Genomic DNA, 17,507 nt, shown 5'->3' with positions numbered 1-17,507 from the left:
CGTCCTCCTCGGATCAACCCGCATCTGGCTCCAGGCTTATGAGTCCACGCCCTAGCGCGCCACGTCCGCCACCGGCGTCCACACCACCTGCTCGATCCGGCTCGCCCCGGTCGCCAGCATCACCAGCCGGTCGAAGCCCAGGGCCGAGCCGCAGGCGCGCGGCATGTGGGGCAGGGCGGCCAGGAAATCCTCGTCGATCGGATAGCGCTCGCCGTAGACGCGGGCCTTCTCGTCCATCTCGGCCTGGAATCGGCGGCGCTGCTCGACCGGGTCGGTCAGCTCGCCGAACGCATTGGCCAGCTCCACCCCGCAGGCATAGAGCTCGAAGCGCTCGGCCACCCGCGGGTCGGACGCCTTGGGCCGGGCCAGGGCCGCCTCGCTGATCGGGTACTCGCAGAGGAGGGTCGGGCGGCCCATGCCCAGCTTGGGCTCGACCTTCTCGACCAGCACCTTCGAATAGATATCCTGCCAGACGTCGTCGGCGGCGACGCGGACGCCCGCTTCCCTCGCCGCATAAGCCAGTCCGTCGCGGTCGGTCTCGCCGTCCGCCGCGACCGTGGCCAGTAGGTCGATCCCCGCGTGCCGCTGGAAGGCCTCCTGGAGGCTCAACCGTTCAGGTTCCTGGAAGGGATCGCTGGAAACCTGCCGATAGGCGAGGGTTTTGGCCCCGACCGTCTCCGCCGCCAGCCTCAGCAGGTCCGCGCAGTCGACCATGAGTTGTTCGTAGGGCTCGTCGGCCCGGTACCATTCGAGCAGGGTGAACTCCGGATGGTGCAGCGGCCCGCGCTCTCGGTTGCGCCAGACCCGGGCGAAATCGAAGATCCTCTTCTCGCCGGCCGCCAGCAGCTTCTTGCAGGCGAACTCGGGCGAGGTGTGCAGGTAGAGCGGCGAGGTCTCGCCAGAATTTCCAATGATTTCAGTCGAAAAGGCGTGTAGGTGCGCCTCGTTGCCGGGCGAGACCTGCAAGGCGGCGGCCTCGACCTCGGTGAACCCGCGGTCCTCGAACCAGCGCCGCACGGCCCGGGTGATCGCGCCCCGCGCCAGCAGGAACGGCCGCCGGTCCTGGTGGATGTCGGCCCGCCACCAGGGCGATTGTGAAGCTATCGGCACGGGCGTCCTCTATGCGGCCAATTCGATCATGACTGGCGAATTTCGCCTCCATCGTATAGGTGCGCGCCAAGACCGCCGCTCGGCGGAATCGCGCGAGGCCGATGGCCGGCCTCCCCAATAGGCTTGAGGACGAACTACGTGAAGGTCGCTGCCAGCTCGCTCAGGAAAGGCGCCGTCGTCGACATGGACGGCAAGCTCTATGTCGTCCTGACCGCCGAAAACATCCATCCCGGCAAGGGAACCCCGGTCACCCAGCTCAACATGCGCCGCATCTCCGACGGGGTGAAGGTGTCCGAGCGCTGGCGTACGACCGAGCAGGTCGAACGCGCCTTCGTCGACGACCGCAACTACAACTTCCTCTACCAGGATGGTGAGGGCTATCACTTCATGCAGCCCGAAACCTACGACCAAGTCGTTGTTTCGCAAGAGGTTGTCGGCGACTCCGCGCCCTGGCTGACCGACGGCATGACCGTCGTGCTCTCGGTCCACGAGGGCGTGCCGATCGCCATGGAGCTGCCGCGCCTGGTCACCTTCGAGATCGCCGAGACCGAGCCGTCGGTGAAGGGCCAGACCGCCTCGTCGTCCTACAAGCCGGCGATCCTGACCAACGGCGAGCGCATCATGGTGCCGCCCTACATCACCGCCGGCACCCGCGTGGTGGTCCTGACCGAAGACTGGTCCTACCAGGAACGCGCCAAGGACTAAGGCTCCGTGACGGGCGCTAGGCGAACCGCCTGGCGCCCGCGACGCACAGGACCACCCCGGCGGTCACCGCCGCCATCGACCAGCCGACCGGCTCGCCCAGCAGGCCCGCCGCCAGGGCCAGGCCCATGAAGGGCTGCAGCAACTGCAACTGCCCCACCGCGGCCACGCCGCCGGCCGCCAGGCCGCGGTACCAGAAGACGAACCCGATCAGCATGCTGAACAGCGAGACGTAGGCCAGGCCCGCCCACGCGCTCGCACCGACGCCGGCCAGGCTGCCCGGCCATCTGGCCAGCCCGAGCAGGGCCATGGGCGGCAGGGCGATGACCAGCGCCCAGCAGATTACCTGCCAGCCGCCCAGGCGGCGCGAGAGCCGCCCCCCCTCGGCATAGCCGAGCCCGCAGACCACCACCGCCGCCAGCATCAGCAGGTCGCCCGTCACCGAGGCCTCCGCGCCGCGGGTGAGGGCGAAGCCGGCGACCAGCGCCGCCCCGACCCCCGCAAACGCCCAGAAGGCCCGGCTGGGCCGCTCGCCGCCCAGCAGCACGGCGAACACCGCCGTGGCCATCGGCAGCAGGCCGATGAACACGATCGAGTGCGCGGCGGTGATGTGGCGCAACGCCAGCGCCGTCAGCAGCGGAAAGCCCAGCACCACGCCCAGCGACACCAGGGCCAGCGGCCCCAGGTCGCTCCGCAGGGGCCTCTGGGCCCGCAGCAGCGCCAGCAGGCCGAGCGCCAGCGCCCCGGCGATGCAGGCCCTCGCCGCGGTCAGGAACAGCGGATCGAAGTCGGCGACCGCCACGCGCGTCGCCGGCAAGGATCCTGAAAAGATCGCCACGCCCAGAAAACCATCGACCCAGCCGCGCGCCCTGGCGTCCATCTTCGTCCCTCCGCTCGAGCCGGCGGTATGGCGCGCGGCGCCTCGTGCGCCCAGGAACAATCGAGTACAATCGGGACAAACTGTACTGGTCAATGTGGGGATACGGATGACGGCATCAGCCGCCGAAACCGGCACGCGGGTCGAGCGGGTCATGGCTGCGATCCGCCGCCGCATCGCCGCGCGGGCGCTGCAGCCGGGCGCCAAGGCGCCGTCGATCCGCGCCTTGGCCGCCAGCGCCGGCGTCTCGAAATCCACCGTCGTCGAGGCCTATGACCGGCTGGCGGCCGAGGGCGTGCTCCTGGCCCGGCGCGGCTCGGGCTTCTACGTCGCCGGCCGTGCGCCGCCCCTGGCCCTGGGCGAGCTGGAGCCGCGGCTGGACCGGGCGATCGATCCGCTGTGGGTCTCGCGGCAGTCGCTGGAAGCTGGCCCGGACGCGCTGAAGCCCGGCTGCGGCTGGCTGCCGGCCGACTGGATGCCGCAGGACGCCGTGCGCCGCGCTCTGCGCGTCCTGGCCCGCGGCGAGCGTCCCAACCTCACCGACTACGGCCCGCCGCTCGGCCTGGCCTCCATGCGCCACCTGCTGTCGCGCCGCCTGGGCGAGCGCGGGATCGAGGCGCCGCCCGGCCAGGTCATGCTGACCGAATCGGGGACCGGCGCGATCGATCTGGTCTGCCGGTTCCTGCTGGAGCCGGGCGACACGGTGCTGGTCGACGACCCCTGCTACTTCAACTTCCAGGCCATGCTCCGCGCGCACCGCGTCAAGGTGGTCGGCGCCGCCTGGACCCATGCCGGGCCGGACCTGGAGCAGTTCGAGCAGGCGCTGATCGAGCACCGGCCCAGGCTCTACATCACCAATTCCGGCCCCCAGAACCCGACCGGCGGGGCGATGAGCGCCGTCGTCGCCCACCGGCTGCTGAAGCTCGCCGAGCGGCATGGCCTGATCATCGTCGAGGACGACATCTACGCCGACTTCGAGGACGCGCCCGCGTCCCGGCTGGCGGCCTTCGACGGGCTGGAGCGGGTGGTGCACATCGGCAGCTTCTCCAAGACCCTGTCGGCGGCGGCCCGCTGCGGCTTCGTCGCCGCGCGGGCCGACTGGATCGAGGGCCTGACCGACCTCAAGGTCGCCACCTCGTTCGGCGGCGGCCATCTGGCGGCCGAGCTGGTCCACGCGATCCTCACCGACGGCGCCTATCGCCGCTATCTGGCCGCCCTGCGCGAGCGGCTGGCCAGGGCGCGGGGCGAGACCCTGCGCCGGCTGCGGGCGCTGGGCCTGGAGCCCTGGACGGAGCCCCAGGCTGGCATGTTCCTGTGGATGCGGCTGCCGGGCGGCCTGGACGCCGGCGGCGTGGCCCAGCGGGCGCTCGCCCGCGGCGTCGTGCTGGCCCCGGGCGACGCCTTCAGCGTCTCGCGCCGCGCGCCGGACTATCTGCGCTTCAACGTCGCCCAGTCGGGCGATCCCAAGGTCTACGAGGTCCTGGAGCGGGCGATGCGGGGCTAGGGCGCGGCCACGCGGCGGGCGGTGACGATCTTCACCGGCCTGGCCAGCATCTCGCCCTTCATCACGCCTTCGCCGGCCGTGGGCGAGGTGGGGGCGGCCAGAATCTTCTTCACCGTGTCCATGCCCTCGACCACCTTGCCGAAGGCCGCGAAGCCGAGGTTGTCGCCCGGCTGCTTCGGATCGGCGTCCATATAGGTCATGTCGCCGACGCAGATGAAGAAGTCCGAGGTCGCTGTCCCGGGGGCGGTGCGGCCCATCGAGATCGCCCCGTCGACATGCGACAGCCCGGTCCTGGTGGTCGGCTCGTGGGCGATGGGCTTGAGCACGCGGGCCGGATCGTTCTGCACGCCGCCCTGCACCAGGCCGAACTCCGGCGCGTTCGGCGTCTTCGAGGCGCGATAGAACGTCGCCCCGTCGAAGCGCTTCTGATCGACGTAGCGCAGGAAGTTCCCGGCGGTGATCGGGGCCTTGTCGGGATAGAGCTCCAGCACGATGGGGCCCTCGGCGGTGTCGAGCTGCACGCGCGCCACGCCCGCCGCGGCGGGCTCGGGCGCCTGGGCCAGGGCCGGCCATGCGCTCGCGGCCATTGCGCCGCCCAGGAAGACACGTCGCTTCATCGGCTCACTCCCAAATCCCGGCGAGCTTAGCGCGCGGCGCGACCGGTGCAACGTGGCTGCTGCTGTCGCCGCCAGAGTTTAGATACCAATGTTATCTGAATTGTCATGCTCATTGATTGAACGTGTTCAAACAATCGCCCGGGATTTCAAACAATCATCCGGAATTTTGCCATGAGTGAAATCAAAATGGATGAAGTCTCAGTCATGGTGTCGGTTCTGAGCGAATCTTCATTTTGAGTTGTTCGACCTGGATTTGAACGATGCGTGCCGGTGAATTTCCCGATATCGAGAGTTGCATTCGGCATCTGGAGGGCGCGTCCAGGTCGTTGCTGAGGACTGAAGCCAGCGGATTCGCCGACCGGTTCGCGCCATTGCTGCAGGCCGACACCGGGGACGTGATCTCCCTCACCCTGGCCCTGCTGGGCGACTATCGGCACGCCAAGGCCCTGGCCGAGCGGCTTTTGCCCACCGCCATGGACTGGTCGATCACGCCGTCGCCGGAAGGCCTGACGGGCAAGACGCGCGCGGCGCGCTATCTGGTGGTCATCGGCGGGGTGCGGGCGTCGAGCGGCGTGGCGTCGCTGGCCCTCATCGCCGCCTTGCTGCGACGGGCGGGCGGCGACGAGCAGACGTGACTGCCGCCTATTCCGATGGCGTCACGCGGGTCCAGAGCTCATTGAACGCGATCGAGTCGAAGAAGGCCGAGGCGCGGACGATGCGGTCGTCGCGCAGGTCGAGAAACCAGGCATAGGTGTTGATGTAAGGTTTCCCGTCGCGGGCGACGCCGCGGGCGTCGAAGAACACGATCACGGTGTCGCCGTCGGCATAGACGCTGCGGATCACGGGCTTTAGCGGCGCCTTCATGCGGGCGTTGAACGGGCGGATCACCTCGCGCATGAACGCCTCGCGGCTTGGATAGGTCTTGGACGCCAGCGAATAGCCCTCGATGGTCCACCGGACGTCGTCGGCGAGGAGATCGTAGGGGCTGCCCGTGCCGGCGGCCCAGGCCGCAAAGCCCGCCTCGACGGTCGCCACGTTGCGGCGTTCGATTTCGGTCCGCGCCTGCGGCGAGGCGCGCGCCTCCAGCCCGCCCAAGGCCAGGATGGCGGCGGCGGCGCCCAGGACGGCGTTGAGGATGCGGCGGGCCGGGAACGCCGGGCTGCGGACGCTCGGGCTTGTGGCGCTGAACATGGCTTCCTCAGGGATTGGATGGGCGCCGCGTGCGGCGCTCGCCGGTGGGGACCTGCCTAGATCTGGTTTTCCCAGGCCTTGAGCTGATGCGCCTTCAGCATGTCCTCGATGACCTTCGGAACCACGTTGCGGAACTTGCCGGTGTCGGCCGGGACGACCTCGATCATGCGGTCGATCATTTCCTTGGGGTCCATCTTGCCCTCGGGGGTGGCGAAGAAGTCGTCGAAACCCTTGCGCAGATCGGCGCGCTTGGTGAAGTTCCTGCTGTCGTCCAGCCAGCGGAACGGATTGTCGGCCATCGTTTCGTTGTAGCCGGTGTAGTAGGCGCCTGGATTGATGGTCTGGATCTTGACGCCGTAAGGGCCGAGTTCCTGCTGCAACGCCTCGGCGATCGCTTCCAGGGCGTGTTTGGTGGACACATAGACGCCCCAGTTGGCCGGGGTGAAGAGGCCGCCCATCGAGGAGGTGAAGACCACCTTGCCCGGCTTGCCTTCGCGCACCCATTTCTGGACGACGCCCTGGGTCAGCACCAGCGGCAGGAAGACGTTGACCTCGTAGTTCTTGCGGACGATCTCGACCGGGATTTCCCAGACCGGGCCGGCCTCGCCCATGCCGGCGTTGTTCCAGAGGACGTCGAAATCCCAGCCCTGCGCCTGCTTGATGTCGTAGGGGTCCGTAAGGTCGAGGCGTTCGACGCGGAAGTTCTTCAGGCCGAGGGCGGCGGCTTCCTCACGCAGCGGCGTGACCTGCGACGAGACCTGCGTGGTGGCGATGATGGCGTGGCCGTTCTGGGCCATGCCGATGGCCGCGCCCTTGCCGAAGCCGGAGCCTGCGCCGGTGATCAGGATGGTCTTGGTCATGGGACTTTCCTTTCGACATGCTCGCTTCAGGCGGCGAGGGCGGCCGCAGCGGCCTGGGCAATTTCGAGATCCTGGGCGACGGCCCCTCCGGACACGCCGACCGCGCCGATCAGGACGTTGCCGGCGTCCATGAGGGGAACGCCGCCGGCGAAGACGACCAGTCCGCCGTTGGTCTGCTCCAGGCCGAACGACGTGCCGCCGGGTTTGCAGAATTCGCCGATCGCTTCGGTGCGCATGGAAAACAGCGCGGCCGTCCGGGCCTTGTTGACGGCGATGTCGATCGAACCCAGCAGGGCGCCGTCCATGCGCGCGAAGGCCTTCAGGTGGGCGCCGGCGTCGAGGACCGCGACATTGACCGGAACGCCGATGTCTCTTGCGCGCGCCTCGCCGGCGGCGATGATCCTGCGGGCGTCGTCGATCGTCATCATCGCTCTGCCTCCTGCTCGTTCGGGTGCTCTCCGTTCGATGAGGCAGGTGTAGGCCGGCAGGCGCGTCGCCGTATTTCCAACTCTTGCTGCACTCTTTGCAGATCTTGCGCTTTGGCCGGCGCGCCGGACGAGCGAATGCCGCTAAGCCGTGACGAGCGCGCGGTACTGGCCGGGCGTCAGGCCGGTCATCTTGCGGAAGACGCGGGTGAAATTCGCCTGCGAGCCGAAGCCGGTGTCGAGCGCGATTTCCACGAGCGAGGACCGTGCCAGCCGCAGCTTTTCCTTGGCCGCCTCGATGCGTCGCTCGGTGACGTAGCGATGCGGGGCCAGGCCGGTGGCGGCGCGAAACATGCGGGAAAAGTGATAGGGGCTGAGGCAGACCTCGGCGGCGAGGTCGTCCAGCGATATCTCCGCGGCGACCCGGGCCTCGATGAAATCGAGGACGCGCTTCAGCCTCTCCGGAGCGATGGTCGGCGCCCGCGCAACGGGCCGCCAGCGCGCCGAGGAATAGGCGCCCAGCAGATGCGCCGCCAGCGCAAGCTGGATCCCGTCGAGGAACAGCCGGTCGGTCGTCTCCAGTTTTCGATTCAGCAACCCCTGAAAGAGCTGGCCGATCTGCAGCACCCTGGGGTCGGGGACGCCGCCCGCATAGGCGAGCTGCACCCCGGCCGGATCGATGTCGAAATTGGACAGCGCGCTCTCGCCGACGAGCGAGGGCGGCAGGAAGATGTGCAGGGATTCCGGCATCGAGCCGACGATCTCCACGTCGCTCTCATGGACGCCGGCCGGGCATATCCACGCAACGCCCGGGCGGGCGATGGCCTCCTGCCGGTGGCCGTCGCCGGTCCACCTGATCGTCGACTGACCCGAGAGCAGCACGGCGATTTCCGTGCAGTCGAGCGTAAGGTCGATCTGCCACCCCGGATCGAAACGCCGGAGCTCGACCTGCAGCGACGCGCATTCGACAAGCCCGCCCACGCGCTCGCTGGTCCGGTATTTCCTGTCCCCTTGCGATGCGTCGAAAGTCATGTCGCATCCTTGCCGTGAAGCTCTGCCGACACGTTGTCCTTGGATACTGCCGGACGCCTGCGGGCTGCGATCAGGAGTTCGACGAAAGCTCAGGCGGGGGCAGGCGTCGTGGTCCGAAGCGCCACCGCAGCCATCCTGGCGATTCTAACATCCGCGCGGCCGGCGTGCATCCGCCGGGAGGTCGCGACGATCGCAAAACCGCGGCTCTGACGGCTCGCAGGGTCGGACAATGTAGGAGGGGCGGCCATTCAGGCCGAACCAAGTGGCTCCCCGAGCAGGACTCGAACCTGCGACAAGTCGGTTAACAGCCGACTGCTCTACCAACTGAGCTATCGGGGATCACGTTGGAGGCCGGGCATATACCCAGCACTGATGCGGTGTGCAAGCGCTCAAATCGACTTTGCCCACAGATCAAAAAAAGAGCCCGGCCGGAGCCGGGCTTTGAACGAAGTTCGGTGATGGTGGGGTGTCTTCAAGGAAGACGCCGGCATGGTCCGGCTTCCATGGTTAAGCGGCGATTAACGCTCCGGGCCGCCAATGGCGGGGCGCGACGCCGAGATCTCTCGACGGGCCGCGCTCGCGCCGGTACGAGGTGCGAAACCTCAAGACGCTAGGGCGGAAATGCGCATCCATTTCACCGGGATAGCTGGGGCGGGCATGAGCGCCGTGGCCCTGATGATGCGCGACGCCGGGCATGAGATTTCCGGGTCCGACGAAGACGTTTTTCCGCCCATGTCGACCTATGTCGAAGGGCTGGGCTTTCCGTTCCACCGCCGATTCGACGCCGCCAACCTTCCGGATGGCCTCGACGTGCTGGTTCTTGGGACCAGCGCCAAGCTGGGCGCCGAATCGAATCCCGAGGTGATTGCGGCGCGGGCGCGCGGCGTGCGGGTCACCACCTTCGCCGAAATGCTGGGCGAGGCGACCTGCGAGCGGGCGGTGACCGTGGTCGCCGGGTCGTTCGGCAAGTCGACCTGCACCGCGCTGATGGCCCACGTGCTCGAGCAGGCGGGCGCCCGGCCCGGCTGGATGGTCGGGGCGATCTCGCCCTCGCTGCCGGCCACTGGCCAGTGGGGCGCCGGCGAGGTCGTGCTGGAGGGGGACGAATACATCGTCTCTTCGAGCGACAGGCGTTCGAAGTTCGAGCTCTATCACCCGGCCCACCTGCTGCTGACCTCGCTGGTCCACGACCACGTCAACGTCTTCCCGACCTTCGAGGACTACGAGGCGCCGTTCCGCAAGCTGCTGCGGCGCATCCCGGGCGAGGGCCTCGTCGTGATGCGCGATCATCCCGCGACGCGGGCGGTGGCCGGCGAGACCGGGGCGCGTGTCGTCTGGTACGACACCGCGCCGTGCGAGGGCTGGTTCGCCGCCGATGTCGTGTTCGGCGAAACCACGCGCTTCGACCTGGTCGCCCCCGACGGGCGCAGGATCGCCCTGACCACCCAGCTCCTGGGCGCGCATAATGTCGAGAACATCGTCGGCGTGGCGGCCTACCTGCTGGAGCGGGGGCTGGTGTCGGAGGCCGCCCTGGTCCGGGGCGTGGCCGGTTTCGCAGGCATCCGCCGCCGGCTGGACCGCCTGACCACCACCTCGCGCATCCCGGTGATCGAGGGCTTCGGCAGTTCCTACGAGAAGGCGCACTCGGCCATCGGCGCCATGCGGCTGCACTATCCGGACCGGCCGCTGGTGGTGGTGTTCGAGCCCCACACCTTCAGTTGGCGCAGCCGCGACGCCTTGCCCTGGTACGACAGCGTCTTCGAGGGCGCCGCGCGGGTGCTGATCTGTCCGCCGCCGGTGCACGGGGCGGGCAGCCACCACCAGTCGACCTTCGAGGAGATCCTGGCCCGGGCGCAGGGGAGCGGGGTCGCCGCCCTGGGCGTCGCCAGCGCCCAGGAGGCCACCGAGGCGCTGTCCCACCTGCACGGCGACGAGGTGGTGCTGCTGCTCTCCTCGGGGCCGCTGCTGGGCCTGCCCGACAGCCTGCCGCCGCTGTTCGACCGTCTCTATGGCGCGCCTGCCTACGCCTGAGGCGCCTTACAATCGCCCGTTGCGGAAGCTTCAGCTTGCGGTTGGAGGCCTGGCCGAGGCGGTGCAGCCTTCGCCGGTCAGGGGAGGGCGGAATGCACACACGGCGAAATCTCGGGCTGATGCTGGGGGCGGGGGCGCTGGCCGGCTGCGCGACCACCGCGGGCGGCTATTCCGACCCGCTGCAGCCTCGGGGCCCGCTGCGGCTGGCTCCGGTCCATGTCTCCGAGGACAGGGTCATCCGGGTCGTCGCCGGCCTGCGGCCCTATCGGCCGGCGGGCTTCGTGGTCCGGGCCGAGAAGCTGGGCGACAAGGTGCTGGTGCACAACTACGGCCATGGCGGCGGCGGCATAACCCTGTCGTGGGGAACCTCGCACCTGGCGGTGGACGAGGGGTTCGCCGGCCCCGAGCGCGACTATGCGGTGCTGGGATGCGGCGCGGTCGGCCTGGCCACGGCCCGGCTGATCCAGCGGCGCGGCGGGCGGGTGACGATCTACACCAAGGCGCTGCCGCCGGAGACCACCTCCAACATCGCCGGCGGACAATGGTGGCCGGCCTCGGTGTTCGACGCCAAGGTCGCGACCCCGCTGTTCATGGAGCAGTTCGACCAGGCCGCGCGGCTCTCCTACCTGCACTACCAGCAGCTCTCCGGCCCTGAATACGGCGTGCGCTGGACGCGCAACTACTCGCTCGACGAGGCGCCGTTCGGGAACCTGTTCCAGCGGCTCTCGGCCCTGGCGCCGGAAGTGCGCACCGTGCCGACCGGCGAGCATCCCTTCGGCCGTTCGACCCTGCGCTACTGGGACAGCATGATGGTCGAGCCGCCGATCTACCTCCAGGCGATGATGGAGGACGTGCTGGCGGCCGGCGGCAGGATCATCGTGCGCGACCTGAAGGGCCTGGCCGACGTCCAGGCCCTGCCCGAGCCGGTGGTCTTCAACTGCACGGGGCTGGGGGCCGGGGCCCTGTTCGGCGACACCGAGATCATGCCCGCGCGCGGGCAGCTCGTGGTGCTGCTGCCCCAGCCGGAGGTGACCTACAACCTGCTCTCCAACTTCACCTACATGTTCCCGCGCCGCGACGGGATCATCCTGGGCGGCAGCTTCGAGAAGGGGAACTGGTCGACAGATCCCGATCCCGAACTGACCGGCAAGATCATCGCCAGCCACAAGGCGATGTTCGCCAAGCTGAAGACCTAGGCGTCCTTGAACTGCGCCCGCCGGGGGCCGAGGTAGCCGAACAGGAAGGCGGCGACCTTGCGCATCTGGATCTCCTCGGCGCCCTCGGTGATCCGGTAGCGGCGATGGTGGCGGTAGATGTGCTCGAAGGGCTTGTGGCGTGAATAGCCGATGCCGCCGTGCACCTGCATGGCCCGGTCGGCCGCCTCGCAGACCAGGCGGTTAGCCCAGTAGTTGCACATCGAGACCTTGTCGGAGAGCTGCTTCTCGACCTCCTTGTGGGGCATCTGGTCCATGTCCCAGGCGGTCTTGCGGATCAGCAGGCGCAGCATCTCGCACTGGGTCGCCAGCTCGACCAGCGGCCACTGGATCGCCTGGTTCTCGGCCAGCGCCTTGCCGAACGGCTTGCGCGCCCGGGCGTACTTGACGCTTTCCTCGATGCAGTAGACCGCCGCCCCCAGCGACGAGGCCGCCTGGCGGATGCGGTTCTGGTGCACGAACGACTGCCCCAGCCCCAGGCCGCGGTCGACCTGGCCCCAATAGCTGTCCTCGGGGATCCAGACGTCGGTGAAGCTGACCCGCGGATGGTCGGTCGGCATGTTGAAGGTCCACAGCCATTCCTCGACCTTCACGCCCGGATTGTCGGCCGGCACGATGAAGCAGGTGATCCCCGCGGCGTCGCCGTCCTGGCCGCTGGTGCGGGCGAACACCATGCAGTGGGTGGCCACGTGCATGCCCGTCGACCACATTTTTTCGCCGTTGATCAGCCAGCCGGGCTGGCCGTCGCGGTCCTGGCGGACGGCGGTGGTCTCCATGAAGGTCGCATCCGAGCCGTGGTTGGGTTCGGTCAGGCCGAAGACCGTGCGCATCTGGCCCGACAGCAGCTTGTCGCCGTCGCGCTCGTACTGAGCATTCGTCGCGAACTCCTTGAACATCAAGATGAAAGGGTTGTTGCCGACGATCGAGTGCTCGTTCTGCAGGTCGTTGTGCAGGCCCAGGCCCTTGGCGGCCAGGTGTTCGCGGATCACCGCCATGTCGAGGTTGCTGCCGGCCTTGCCGCCCATCTCCCTGGGCCAGGCGTAGCGCAGGTGGCCGGCCGCGTCGGCGCGGCGGCGCGCCTCGTGCAGCAGCGCTTCCCATTCCTTCTTCGGCAGGCCGCCGGCGTCCCAGTCGGTGCGCTCGTATTCGCGGCGATGGTCGAAGAACCGGATGTTGTCGTTCTCGTTCTCCAGCGGCTTGATCTCCGCCTCGATGAAGGCGTCGAGCTCCGCCAGATAGGCGGTCAGCGCAGGCGGCAAGCTGAAATCCATAGCGTCTCTCCCTGTTTTGCCGGGCAGTCTAACCCAGGTCCGCGCTTCCGCCGGGTCAGGGCGCCGGCCGCGGGGTTTCGACCGAGGTTGACGTGGCGAGAGCCGTTTACAGCCGCGCAAAACCCCGCCCTGATCTGCCGAAGGCCAAGGGAGGCGCGCGCGACGAATGTCGGAACAGGTGCTGGAAGGGCTGCGACGGCTGGCGCCGGAGCTGGCGGGCGAAGGGGCGCAGGTCGAAGGCCTGCAGCGGCTCTCGGGCGGCGCCAGCATGGAGACCTGGGCCTTCGCCCTGGTCGGGCGCGAGGGGCGCGAGGAGCTGGTCCTGCGGCGGCGGACCGCGCCGATGGCGCCGGAGGAGGGCCGTTCGGTCTCGCTGGCCACCGAGGCGGCCCTGATCACCGCGGCCCACGAGGCCGGCGCGCCGGTCGCCCAACTGGTCCACCTGGCGCGGCCGCAGGACGGCCTGGGCGAGGCGCACATCACGCGGCGCGTGTCGGGCGAGACCCTGGGCCGCAAGATCGTCTCCGACCCCCGCTTCGAGGCCGTGCGGCCCAGGCTGGCCCGGCAATGCGGCCAGATCCTCGCCCAGATCCACGCCGCCCCGCCGCCGCCCGGCCTGAAGAGCGTCGACGCGCTGGAGGAGCTGGCGCGCTACGAGGAGGTCTACCGTAGGTCCGGGGCCGAGCGGCCGATCCTGGAGCTGGCCTTCCAGCACCTGAAGCGCATCGCCCCGCCGCCCGTATCTCCGGTGCTGCTGCACGGCGATTTCCGGAACGGCAACCTGATGATCGATCCGGAGACCGGCGTCGCCGCGGTCCTCGATTGGGAGCTGTCGCATATCGGCGATCCGGCCGAGGACCTGGGCTGGATCTGCGTGAACTCCTGGCGGTTCGGGCGTGCGGACCTGCCGGTCGGCGGGTTCGGCCGGTATCAGGACCTGCTGGACGGCTACGCCGAGGCCGGCGGGCGCGAGGTCCCGCTCTCGCGGGTGCTCTACTGGCAGGCCCTGGGCTCGCTGAAGTGGGGCGTCATGTGCCTGATGATGTACGCCAGCTACGCCACCGGCGCCGACGTCTCGGTCGAGCGGCCGATGATCGGGCGGCGGGTGTCGGAAACCGAGATCGACCTGGTCACCCTGCTGGAGAACGGCCTGTGATCGAACATCCCAAGTCTGAGGAACTGGTCGAGGCGGTCGCCCGCTGGATCGACAGCGTGCGCCCGCAGCTTTCGCCCCGCGACGCCTTCCTGGCGCGGGTGGCGGCCAATGCGCTCGGCGTCGTGCGGCGCGAACTGCAGCAGGGGCCGGCGGCCGAGGCCGCCGCCGTCGAGCGGCTCGCCGCCCTTCTCGGGCGCCAGGGCTCGCTGGCCGAGCTCAACGCCGACCTCTGTGCGCGCCTGCGGACGGGGGAGATGGACGCGGCCACGCCCGGCCTGCTGGCGGCGCTGCGGGCAAACATCACCGACCAGATCGCCATCGATCAGCCAAGCTATGCGCCAGAGCCGGGCTGAGCGGCGAATTCCTGCCCTAGCGGAGGGGGCTGATCGCGGATAGAGCGGCGTCATGTTGAGCCGCAATGACTGTCTGGACCTCGACGCCCGTGACCCGCTGGCGGGACGGCGCGCGTTGTTCGACCTGCCGGACGGGGTGATCTATCTCGACGGCAATTCGCTGGGCGCGCTGCCCCGCAACGTCCGGCCCCGCCTGGAGGCGGCGGTGCAGGGCGAGTGGGGGCGCGACCTCATCAAGAGCTGGAACACCGCCGACTGGATCAATCTTCCGGCCCGCGTGGGCGCGAAGATCGCCTCGCTGGTCGGCGCGGAGCCAGGCGAGGTGATCGCCGCCGACTCCACCTCGGTGAACCTCTTCAAGCTGGCGGCGGGGGCCATGAAGCTGCGGCCCGGCCGCAAGGTGATCGTCACCGAGCCGGGCAATTTCCCGACCGACCTCTACATCCTGCAGGGCCTGCGTGACCTCCTCGGCGACGTGGAGCTGCGGGTCGTCGAGCCCGGCGCCCTGCACGCGGCGCTGGACGACGGCGTCGCGCTGCTGTTGCTGACCCACGTCCACTACAAGACCGGCGCCGTCCACGACATGGCGGCCCTGACCGCCCGGGCCCATGCGGTCGGCGCCCTGGCGCTGTGGGACCTCAGCCACTCGGCCGGCGCCCTGGCGGTGGACCTGAACGGCTGCAACGCCGACCTGGCCGTGGGCTGCGGCTACAAGTACCTGAACGGCGGTCCCGGCGCGCCGGCTTTCCTGTTCATCGCCAATCGCTTGCAGGTGGATTTTCAGACGCCCCTGACCGGCTGGATGGGCCATGCCGCGCCCTTCGCCTTCAGCGACGACTACCGGCCCGCCCCGGGCGTCCTGCGCGGCCTGTGCGGCACGCCCTCGGTGCTGGGGCTGAGCGCCCTGGAAGCGGCGCTGGAAGCCTTCGACGGCGTCGACATGGCGGCTATCCGCGCCAAGTCGATGCGGCTGGGCGACCTCTTCCTCGACCTGGCGCTGGAGCGCTGCGAGGGTTTCGGCCTGGGCTGCTCGCGCGAGGCGGCCAGCCGCGGCAGCCAGGTCGCCCTGACCCACGAGCACGGCTATCCGATCATGCAGGCGCTGATCGCCCGCGGCGTGATCGGCGACTTCCGCGCCCCGGACGTCCTGCGCTTCGGCTTCACGCCGCTCTATGTCCGTCACGTCGACGTCTGGGACGCCGTCGACATCCTTTCCGACATCATGGCCCGCGGCGAATGGCGGCAGGCCCGCTTCCACGAGGTTTCGGCGGTCACATGAGCGAGAACCTGCACACCCCGCCGGCCATGAGCTACGGCGACTATCTCGGCCTCGACACCCTGCTGGCCTCGCAGAACCCGCGCTCGGACGAGCATGACGAGCTGCTGTTCATCATCATCCACCAGGCCTCGGAGCTGTGGCTGAAGCTGTCGCTGCATGAACTGGGCGCGGCGCGCGAGCATATCCGCGCCGACGACCTGGGGCCGGCCTTCAAGATGATCGCCCGGGTCAGCCGCATCCAGGGCCAGTTGATCCAGTCCTGGGACGTGCTCGGCACCATGACCCCCAGCGACTACCACGCCCTGCGCCCGCACCTGGGCCAGAGCTCGGGCTTCCAGTCCTTCCAGTACCGGATGCTGGAGTTCCTGATGGGGGCCAAGGACGCTGCGATGCTGCGCGTCCATGAGGGGACCGAGGTCCACGCGCCGCTGTCCCGGGCGCTGGCCGAGCCCAGCCTCTACGACGAGGCGATCGGCCTGCTGGCCCGGCGCGGGTTCGACGTTCCGCCGGACGTCCTGGAACGCGACTGGCGCGAGCCGCACCGCGAGCATCCGGCGGTCGAGGCGGCCTGGATCGTCGTCTATCGTGATCCGGATAAGTACTGGGATCTCTATGAGTTGGCCGAGAAACTTGTCGACCTTGAGTTCCGCTTCCAGCAGTGGCGCTTTGCGCACTTGAAGACCGTGGAGCGGATCATCGGCTTCAAGGGCGGGACCGGCGGCAGCGCCGGCGCGGCCTATCTGGCCAAGGCCCTGGAAGGCTCGTTCTTCCCCGAACTCTTCAAGGTCCGGACCGTCCTCTAGACGAGCGGCGGCGCGGTCAGGGCGCGGTTGATCGCCTCGCCCAAGGTCTCGGCCAGCAGCGGCTTTTCGACGATGTCCACGCCCGCGGCGTGGGCGCGGCTGCGCACCTGCGCGGTCGGATGGGTGGTGATCAGCAAGGCGGGCAGGCGAACCGCCCGGCGGCGCAGGACTTCGACCAGCTCCAGGCCGTCCATGCCGGGGAGCTGGTAGTCCACCACCAGGCACCCGTTCGCCGGGAGCTTGGCCTTCGCGGCCAGGCTCTCGGCGTCGGGGAAGGTCTCGACCTCGTAGCCGTCGATCTCCAGGGCGAACTTCAGCGCCGTGCGCACGGCCGGATCGTCGTCGACGAGAAGGAGGGAGGCGTGGCGCACGGCGGCTTCCATGGGCTCAGGCCGCGGCCTTCCAGGCCGGTTCCAGCGCCGCATGCGGCGGGCAGGGGGCGACCGGCGCCTGGGGCAGGCCGATCATCTCGTTGGCGAAGCCGTGGTTGACGTCGCGGTGGTGGGCTTCGTCGGCCCGCACCACCAGCACCACGTCGCGCAGGGTCGCGGTGTCGGCCAGGCCCCAGTAGCGCTTGGCGATGTTCGGCGCGGGCACGTTCGGGCTGCGGCCCTCGTCGATCTCGGCCAGATAGTGCGTGTAGCTGATCACCGCCTCTTCCTCGAAATAGCCGACGACCCGGTGGGCGGTCTTGGGCGAGACCAGGTAGAGGCCGAAGAAGAACAGGTAGAACACCCACTGCACGGCCACGACCACGAAGCGTTCGAACGCGGTCGGCTTGCTGATCTCGATGAAGGTCATCAGGTGCATGCGCTCGTTCTCGGCCTCGTCCATCAGGGTCTTGATCCAACCCTTGTCGTCGCACATGCGGCGCAGGCACTTCAGGTGGGTGAGGGTGGCGCCGACCATGCCGGGCACGGCCGCGACGGTCTCCAGCACCACGGCCCGGTGGCCATAGCGCTTGGCGAAAAAGGTGTCGGCGCAGAAGCGCAACAGCTTCACGAAGCCATGGGCGATGGCGTCGGAAAGGCCTTTGGGCTCATGATGGACGCTGGTGTCGACAAGGGGGGCGGTCACGTTCG

At 69.1% G+C, this 17,507-nt stretch carries 19 protein-coding genes and 1 tRNA gene; 9 read left to right on the top strand and 11 right to left on the bottom strand.

From position 1 onward, the window contains the following. Positions 1 to 51: 51 nt before the first annotated feature. The gene (gene epmA / locus RTL41_RS14300) at positions 52 to 1,110 is read right to left on the bottom strand and encodes an EF-P lysine aminoacylase EpmA (protein ID WP_312165631.1); all 1,059 of its coding nucleotides are present in this window, start codon (positions 1,108 to 1,110) and stop codon (positions 52 to 54) included. A 138-nt stretch (positions 1,111 to 1,248) separates the two neighbouring features. Here epmA and efp point away from each other — a divergent pair, with 138 nt between their 5' ends. Next, the gene (efp, locus tag RTL41_RS14295) at positions 1,249 to 1,815 is read left to right on the top strand and encodes an elongation factor P (protein WP_312165629.1); all 567 of its coding nucleotides are present in this window, start codon (positions 1,249 to 1,251) and stop codon (positions 1,813 to 1,815) included. Between the two features lie 16 nt (positions 1,816 to 1,831). Here the strand turns inward: efp and RTL41_RS14290 are convergent, their stop codons facing one another. After that, on the bottom strand, positions 1,832 to 2,692 hold the full coding sequence (locus RTL41_RS14290; protein ID WP_312165626.1) for a DMT family transporter: 861 nt from the start codon (positions 2,690 to 2,692) through the stop codon (positions 1,832 to 1,834). 106 nt (positions 2,693 to 2,798) lie between these two features. Between RTL41_RS14290 and RTL41_RS14285 the strand changes: the two genes are divergently transcribed. Then, positions 2,799 to 4,193: a PLP-dependent aminotransferase family protein gene (locus tag RTL41_RS14285; RefSeq protein WP_312165624.1), complete on the top strand. Its 1,395-nt coding sequence runs from the start codon at positions 2,799 to 2,801 to the stop codon at positions 4,191 to 4,193. Here the strand turns inward: RTL41_RS14285 and RTL41_RS14280 are convergent. Next, positions 4,190 to 4,810 (bottom strand): peptidylprolyl isomerase, encoded by a 621-nt coding sequence (locus RTL41_RS14280; protein WP_312165622.1) that lies wholly within the window; start codon positions 4,808 to 4,810, stop codon positions 4,190 to 4,192. The two genes, RTL41_RS14285 and RTL41_RS14280, sit on opposite strands and share 4 nt — an antisense overlap. A 260-nt stretch (positions 4,811 to 5,070) precedes the next feature. Here RTL41_RS14280 and RTL41_RS14275 point away from each other — a divergent pair, with 260 nt between their 5' ends. Beyond that, positions 5,071 to 5,445: a hypothetical protein gene (locus tag RTL41_RS14275; protein WP_312165620.1), complete on the top strand. Its 375-nt coding sequence runs from the start codon at positions 5,071 to 5,073 to the stop codon at positions 5,443 to 5,445. 7 nt (positions 5,446 to 5,452) lie between these two features. Here RTL41_RS14275 and RTL41_RS14270 read toward each other — a convergent pair whose 3' ends face one another. The 5 genes from RTL41_RS14270 to RTL41_RS14250 form a co-directional block, all read right to left on the bottom strand. Then, positions 5,453 to 6,001: a nuclear transport factor 2 family protein gene (locus RTL41_RS14270; RefSeq protein ID WP_312165618.1), complete on the bottom strand. Its 549-nt coding sequence runs from the start codon at positions 5,999 to 6,001 to the stop codon at positions 5,453 to 5,455. Between the two features lie 56 nt (positions 6,002 to 6,057). Then, positions 6,058 to 6,861, bottom strand: a complete 804-nt coding sequence (locus RTL41_RS14265; protein ID WP_312165616.1) for an SDR family oxidoreductase — start codon at positions 6,859 to 6,861, stop codon at positions 6,058 to 6,060. A 26-nt stretch (positions 6,862 to 6,887) separates the two neighbouring features. Next, positions 6,888 to 7,289, bottom strand: coding sequence for a heme-binding protein (locus tag RTL41_RS14260; RefSeq protein WP_312165614.1), 402 nt, complete (start codon positions 7,287 to 7,289; stop codon positions 6,888 to 6,890). A 141-nt stretch (positions 7,290 to 7,430) separates the two neighbouring features. Next, complete coding sequence (locus tag RTL41_RS14255) at positions 7,431 to 8,318, bottom strand: AraC family transcriptional regulator (RefSeq protein ID WP_312165611.1); 888 nt, start codon at positions 8,316 to 8,318, stop codon at positions 7,431 to 7,433. 263 nt (positions 8,319 to 8,581) lie between these two features. Continuing rightward, positions 8,582 to 8,657: transfer RNA gene (locus RTL41_RS14250), tRNA-Asn, on the bottom strand. A 198-nt stretch (positions 8,658 to 8,855) separates the two neighbouring features. On the opposite strand from RTL41_RS14250, the gene RTL41_RS14245 reads away from it, so the two are divergent. Next, positions 8,856 to 10,349 (top strand): Mur ligase family protein, encoded by a 1,494-nt coding sequence (locus RTL41_RS14245; RefSeq protein ID WP_312165610.1) that lies wholly within the window; start codon positions 8,856 to 8,858, stop codon positions 10,347 to 10,349. Between the two features lie 92 nt (positions 10,350 to 10,441). Continuing rightward, entirely contained in the window at positions 10,442 to 11,545 is a 1,104-nt protein-coding gene (locus tag RTL41_RS14240; protein WP_312165608.1) for an FAD-dependent oxidoreductase, read from the top strand. On the opposite strand, the gene RTL41_RS14235 is transcribed toward RTL41_RS14240, so the two are convergent. Continuing rightward, on the bottom strand, positions 11,542 to 12,834 hold the full coding sequence (locus RTL41_RS14235; RefSeq protein ID WP_312165606.1) for an acyl-CoA dehydrogenase: 1,293 nt from the start codon (positions 12,832 to 12,834) through the stop codon (positions 11,542 to 11,544). The genes RTL41_RS14240 and RTL41_RS14235 overlap by 4 nt on opposite strands. Before the next feature lie 166 nt (positions 12,835 to 13,000). Between RTL41_RS14235 and RTL41_RS14230 the strand changes: the two genes are divergently transcribed. The 4 genes from RTL41_RS14230 to kynA are packed head-to-tail and all read left to right on the top strand — an operon-like array spanning position 13,001 to position 16,425. Next, positions 13,001 to 13,990, top strand: a complete 990-nt coding sequence (locus RTL41_RS14230) for a phosphotransferase family protein (protein WP_312165603.1) — start codon at positions 13,001 to 13,003, stop codon at positions 13,988 to 13,990. Further along, positions 13,987 to 14,343: a DUF6285 domain-containing protein gene (locus RTL41_RS14225; protein WP_312165602.1), complete on the top strand. Its 357-nt coding sequence runs from the start codon at positions 13,987 to 13,989 to the stop codon at positions 14,341 to 14,343. The genes RTL41_RS14230 and RTL41_RS14225 overlap by 4 nt, the downstream gene beginning before the upstream one ends. A gap of 52 nt (positions 14,344 to 14,395) precedes the next feature. Then, a complete protein-coding gene (gene kynU, locus RTL41_RS14220; protein WP_312165601.1) occupies positions 14,396 to 15,622 on the top strand; it encodes a kynureninase in 1,227 nt (408 codons plus the stop codon). Then, positions 15,619 to 16,425 carry a tryptophan 2,3-dioxygenase gene (gene kynA, locus RTL41_RS14215; protein WP_312165600.1) on the top strand — a complete coding sequence of 269 codons (807 nt, stop codon included), beginning with the start codon at positions 15,619 to 15,621 and terminating at the stop codon, positions 16,423 to 16,425. The genes kynU and kynA overlap by 4 nt, the downstream gene beginning before the upstream one ends. Here the strand turns inward: kynA and RTL41_RS14210 are convergent. Both RTL41_RS14210 and RTL41_RS14205 read right to left on the bottom strand, forming a co-directional pair. Further along, complete coding sequence (locus RTL41_RS14210) at positions 16,422 to 16,796, bottom strand: response regulator (protein ID WP_312165597.1); 375 nt, start codon at positions 16,794 to 16,796, stop codon at positions 16,422 to 16,424. The two genes, kynA and RTL41_RS14210, sit on opposite strands and share 4 nt — an antisense overlap. Before the next feature lie 16 nt (positions 16,797 to 16,812). After that, positions 16,813 to 17,502, bottom strand: coding sequence for an alternative oxidase (locus RTL41_RS14205; RefSeq protein ID WP_312165595.1), 690 nt, complete (start codon positions 17,500 to 17,502; stop codon positions 16,813 to 16,815). Positions 17,503 to 17,507 lie beyond the last annotated feature (5 nt).

Source organism: Phenylobacterium sp., assembly GCF_031984885.1.
In the GTDB taxonomy this organism is placed as follows: domain Bacteria; phylum Pseudomonadota; class Alphaproteobacteria; order Caulobacterales; family Caulobacteraceae; genus Phenylobacterium.
This window is presented reverse-complemented; position numbering and strand designations above follow the sequence as displayed.

Excerpts from the sequence above, each read along its gene's own strand:
- RTL41_RS14265 (WP_312165616.1), bottom strand. The coding sequence starts at position 6,861 with ATGACCAAGACCATCCTGATCACCGGCGCAGGCTCCGGCTTCGGCAAG.
- kynU (WP_312165601.1), top strand. The coding sequence starts at position 14,396 with ATGTTGAGCCGCAATGACTGTCTGGACCTCGACGCCCGTGACCCGCTG.
- RTL41_RS14260 (WP_312165614.1), bottom strand. The coding sequence starts at position 7,289 with ATGATGACGATCGACGACGCCCGCAGGATCATCGCCGCCGGCGAGGCG.
- RTL41_RS14245 (WP_312165610.1), top strand. The coding sequence starts at position 8,856 with ATGGCGGGGCGCGACGCCGAGATCTCTCGACGGGCCGCGCTCGCGCCG.
- RTL41_RS14275 (WP_312165620.1), top strand. The coding sequence starts at position 5,071 with ATGCGTGCCGGTGAATTTCCCGATATCGAGAGTTGCATTCGGCATCTG.
- RTL41_RS14285 (WP_312165624.1), top strand. The coding sequence starts at position 2,799 with ATGACGGCATCAGCCGCCGAAACCGGCACGCGGGTCGAGCGGGTCATG.
- RTL41_RS14290 (WP_312165626.1), bottom strand. The coding sequence starts at position 2,692 with ATGGACGCCAGGGCGCGCGGCTGGGTCGATGGTTTTCTGGGCGTGGCG.
- RTL41_RS14240 (WP_312165608.1), top strand. The coding sequence starts at position 10,442 with ATGCACACACGGCGAAATCTCGGGCTGATGCTGGGGGCGGGGGCGCTG.
- RTL41_RS14255 (WP_312165611.1), bottom strand. The coding sequence starts at position 8,318 with ATGACTTTCGACGCATCGCAAGGGGACAGGAAATACCGGACCAGCGAG.
- RTL41_RS14235 (WP_312165606.1), bottom strand. The coding sequence starts at position 12,834 with ATGGATTTCAGCTTGCCGCCTGCGCTGACCGCCTATCTGGCGGAGCTC.
- RTL41_RS14270 (WP_312165618.1), bottom strand. The coding sequence starts at position 6,001 with ATGTTCAGCGCCACAAGCCCGAGCGTCCGCAGCCCGGCGTTCCCGGCC.
- RTL41_RS14280 (WP_312165622.1), bottom strand. The coding sequence starts at position 4,810 with ATGAAGCGACGTGTCTTCCTGGGCGGCGCAATGGCCGCGAGCGCATGG.
- kynA (WP_312165600.1), top strand. The coding sequence starts at position 15,619 with ATGAGCGAGAACCTGCACACCCCGCCGGCCATGAGCTACGGCGACTAT.
- RTL41_RS14230 (WP_312165603.1), top strand. The coding sequence starts at position 13,001 with ATGTCGGAACAGGTGCTGGAAGGGCTGCGACGGCTGGCGCCGGAGCTG.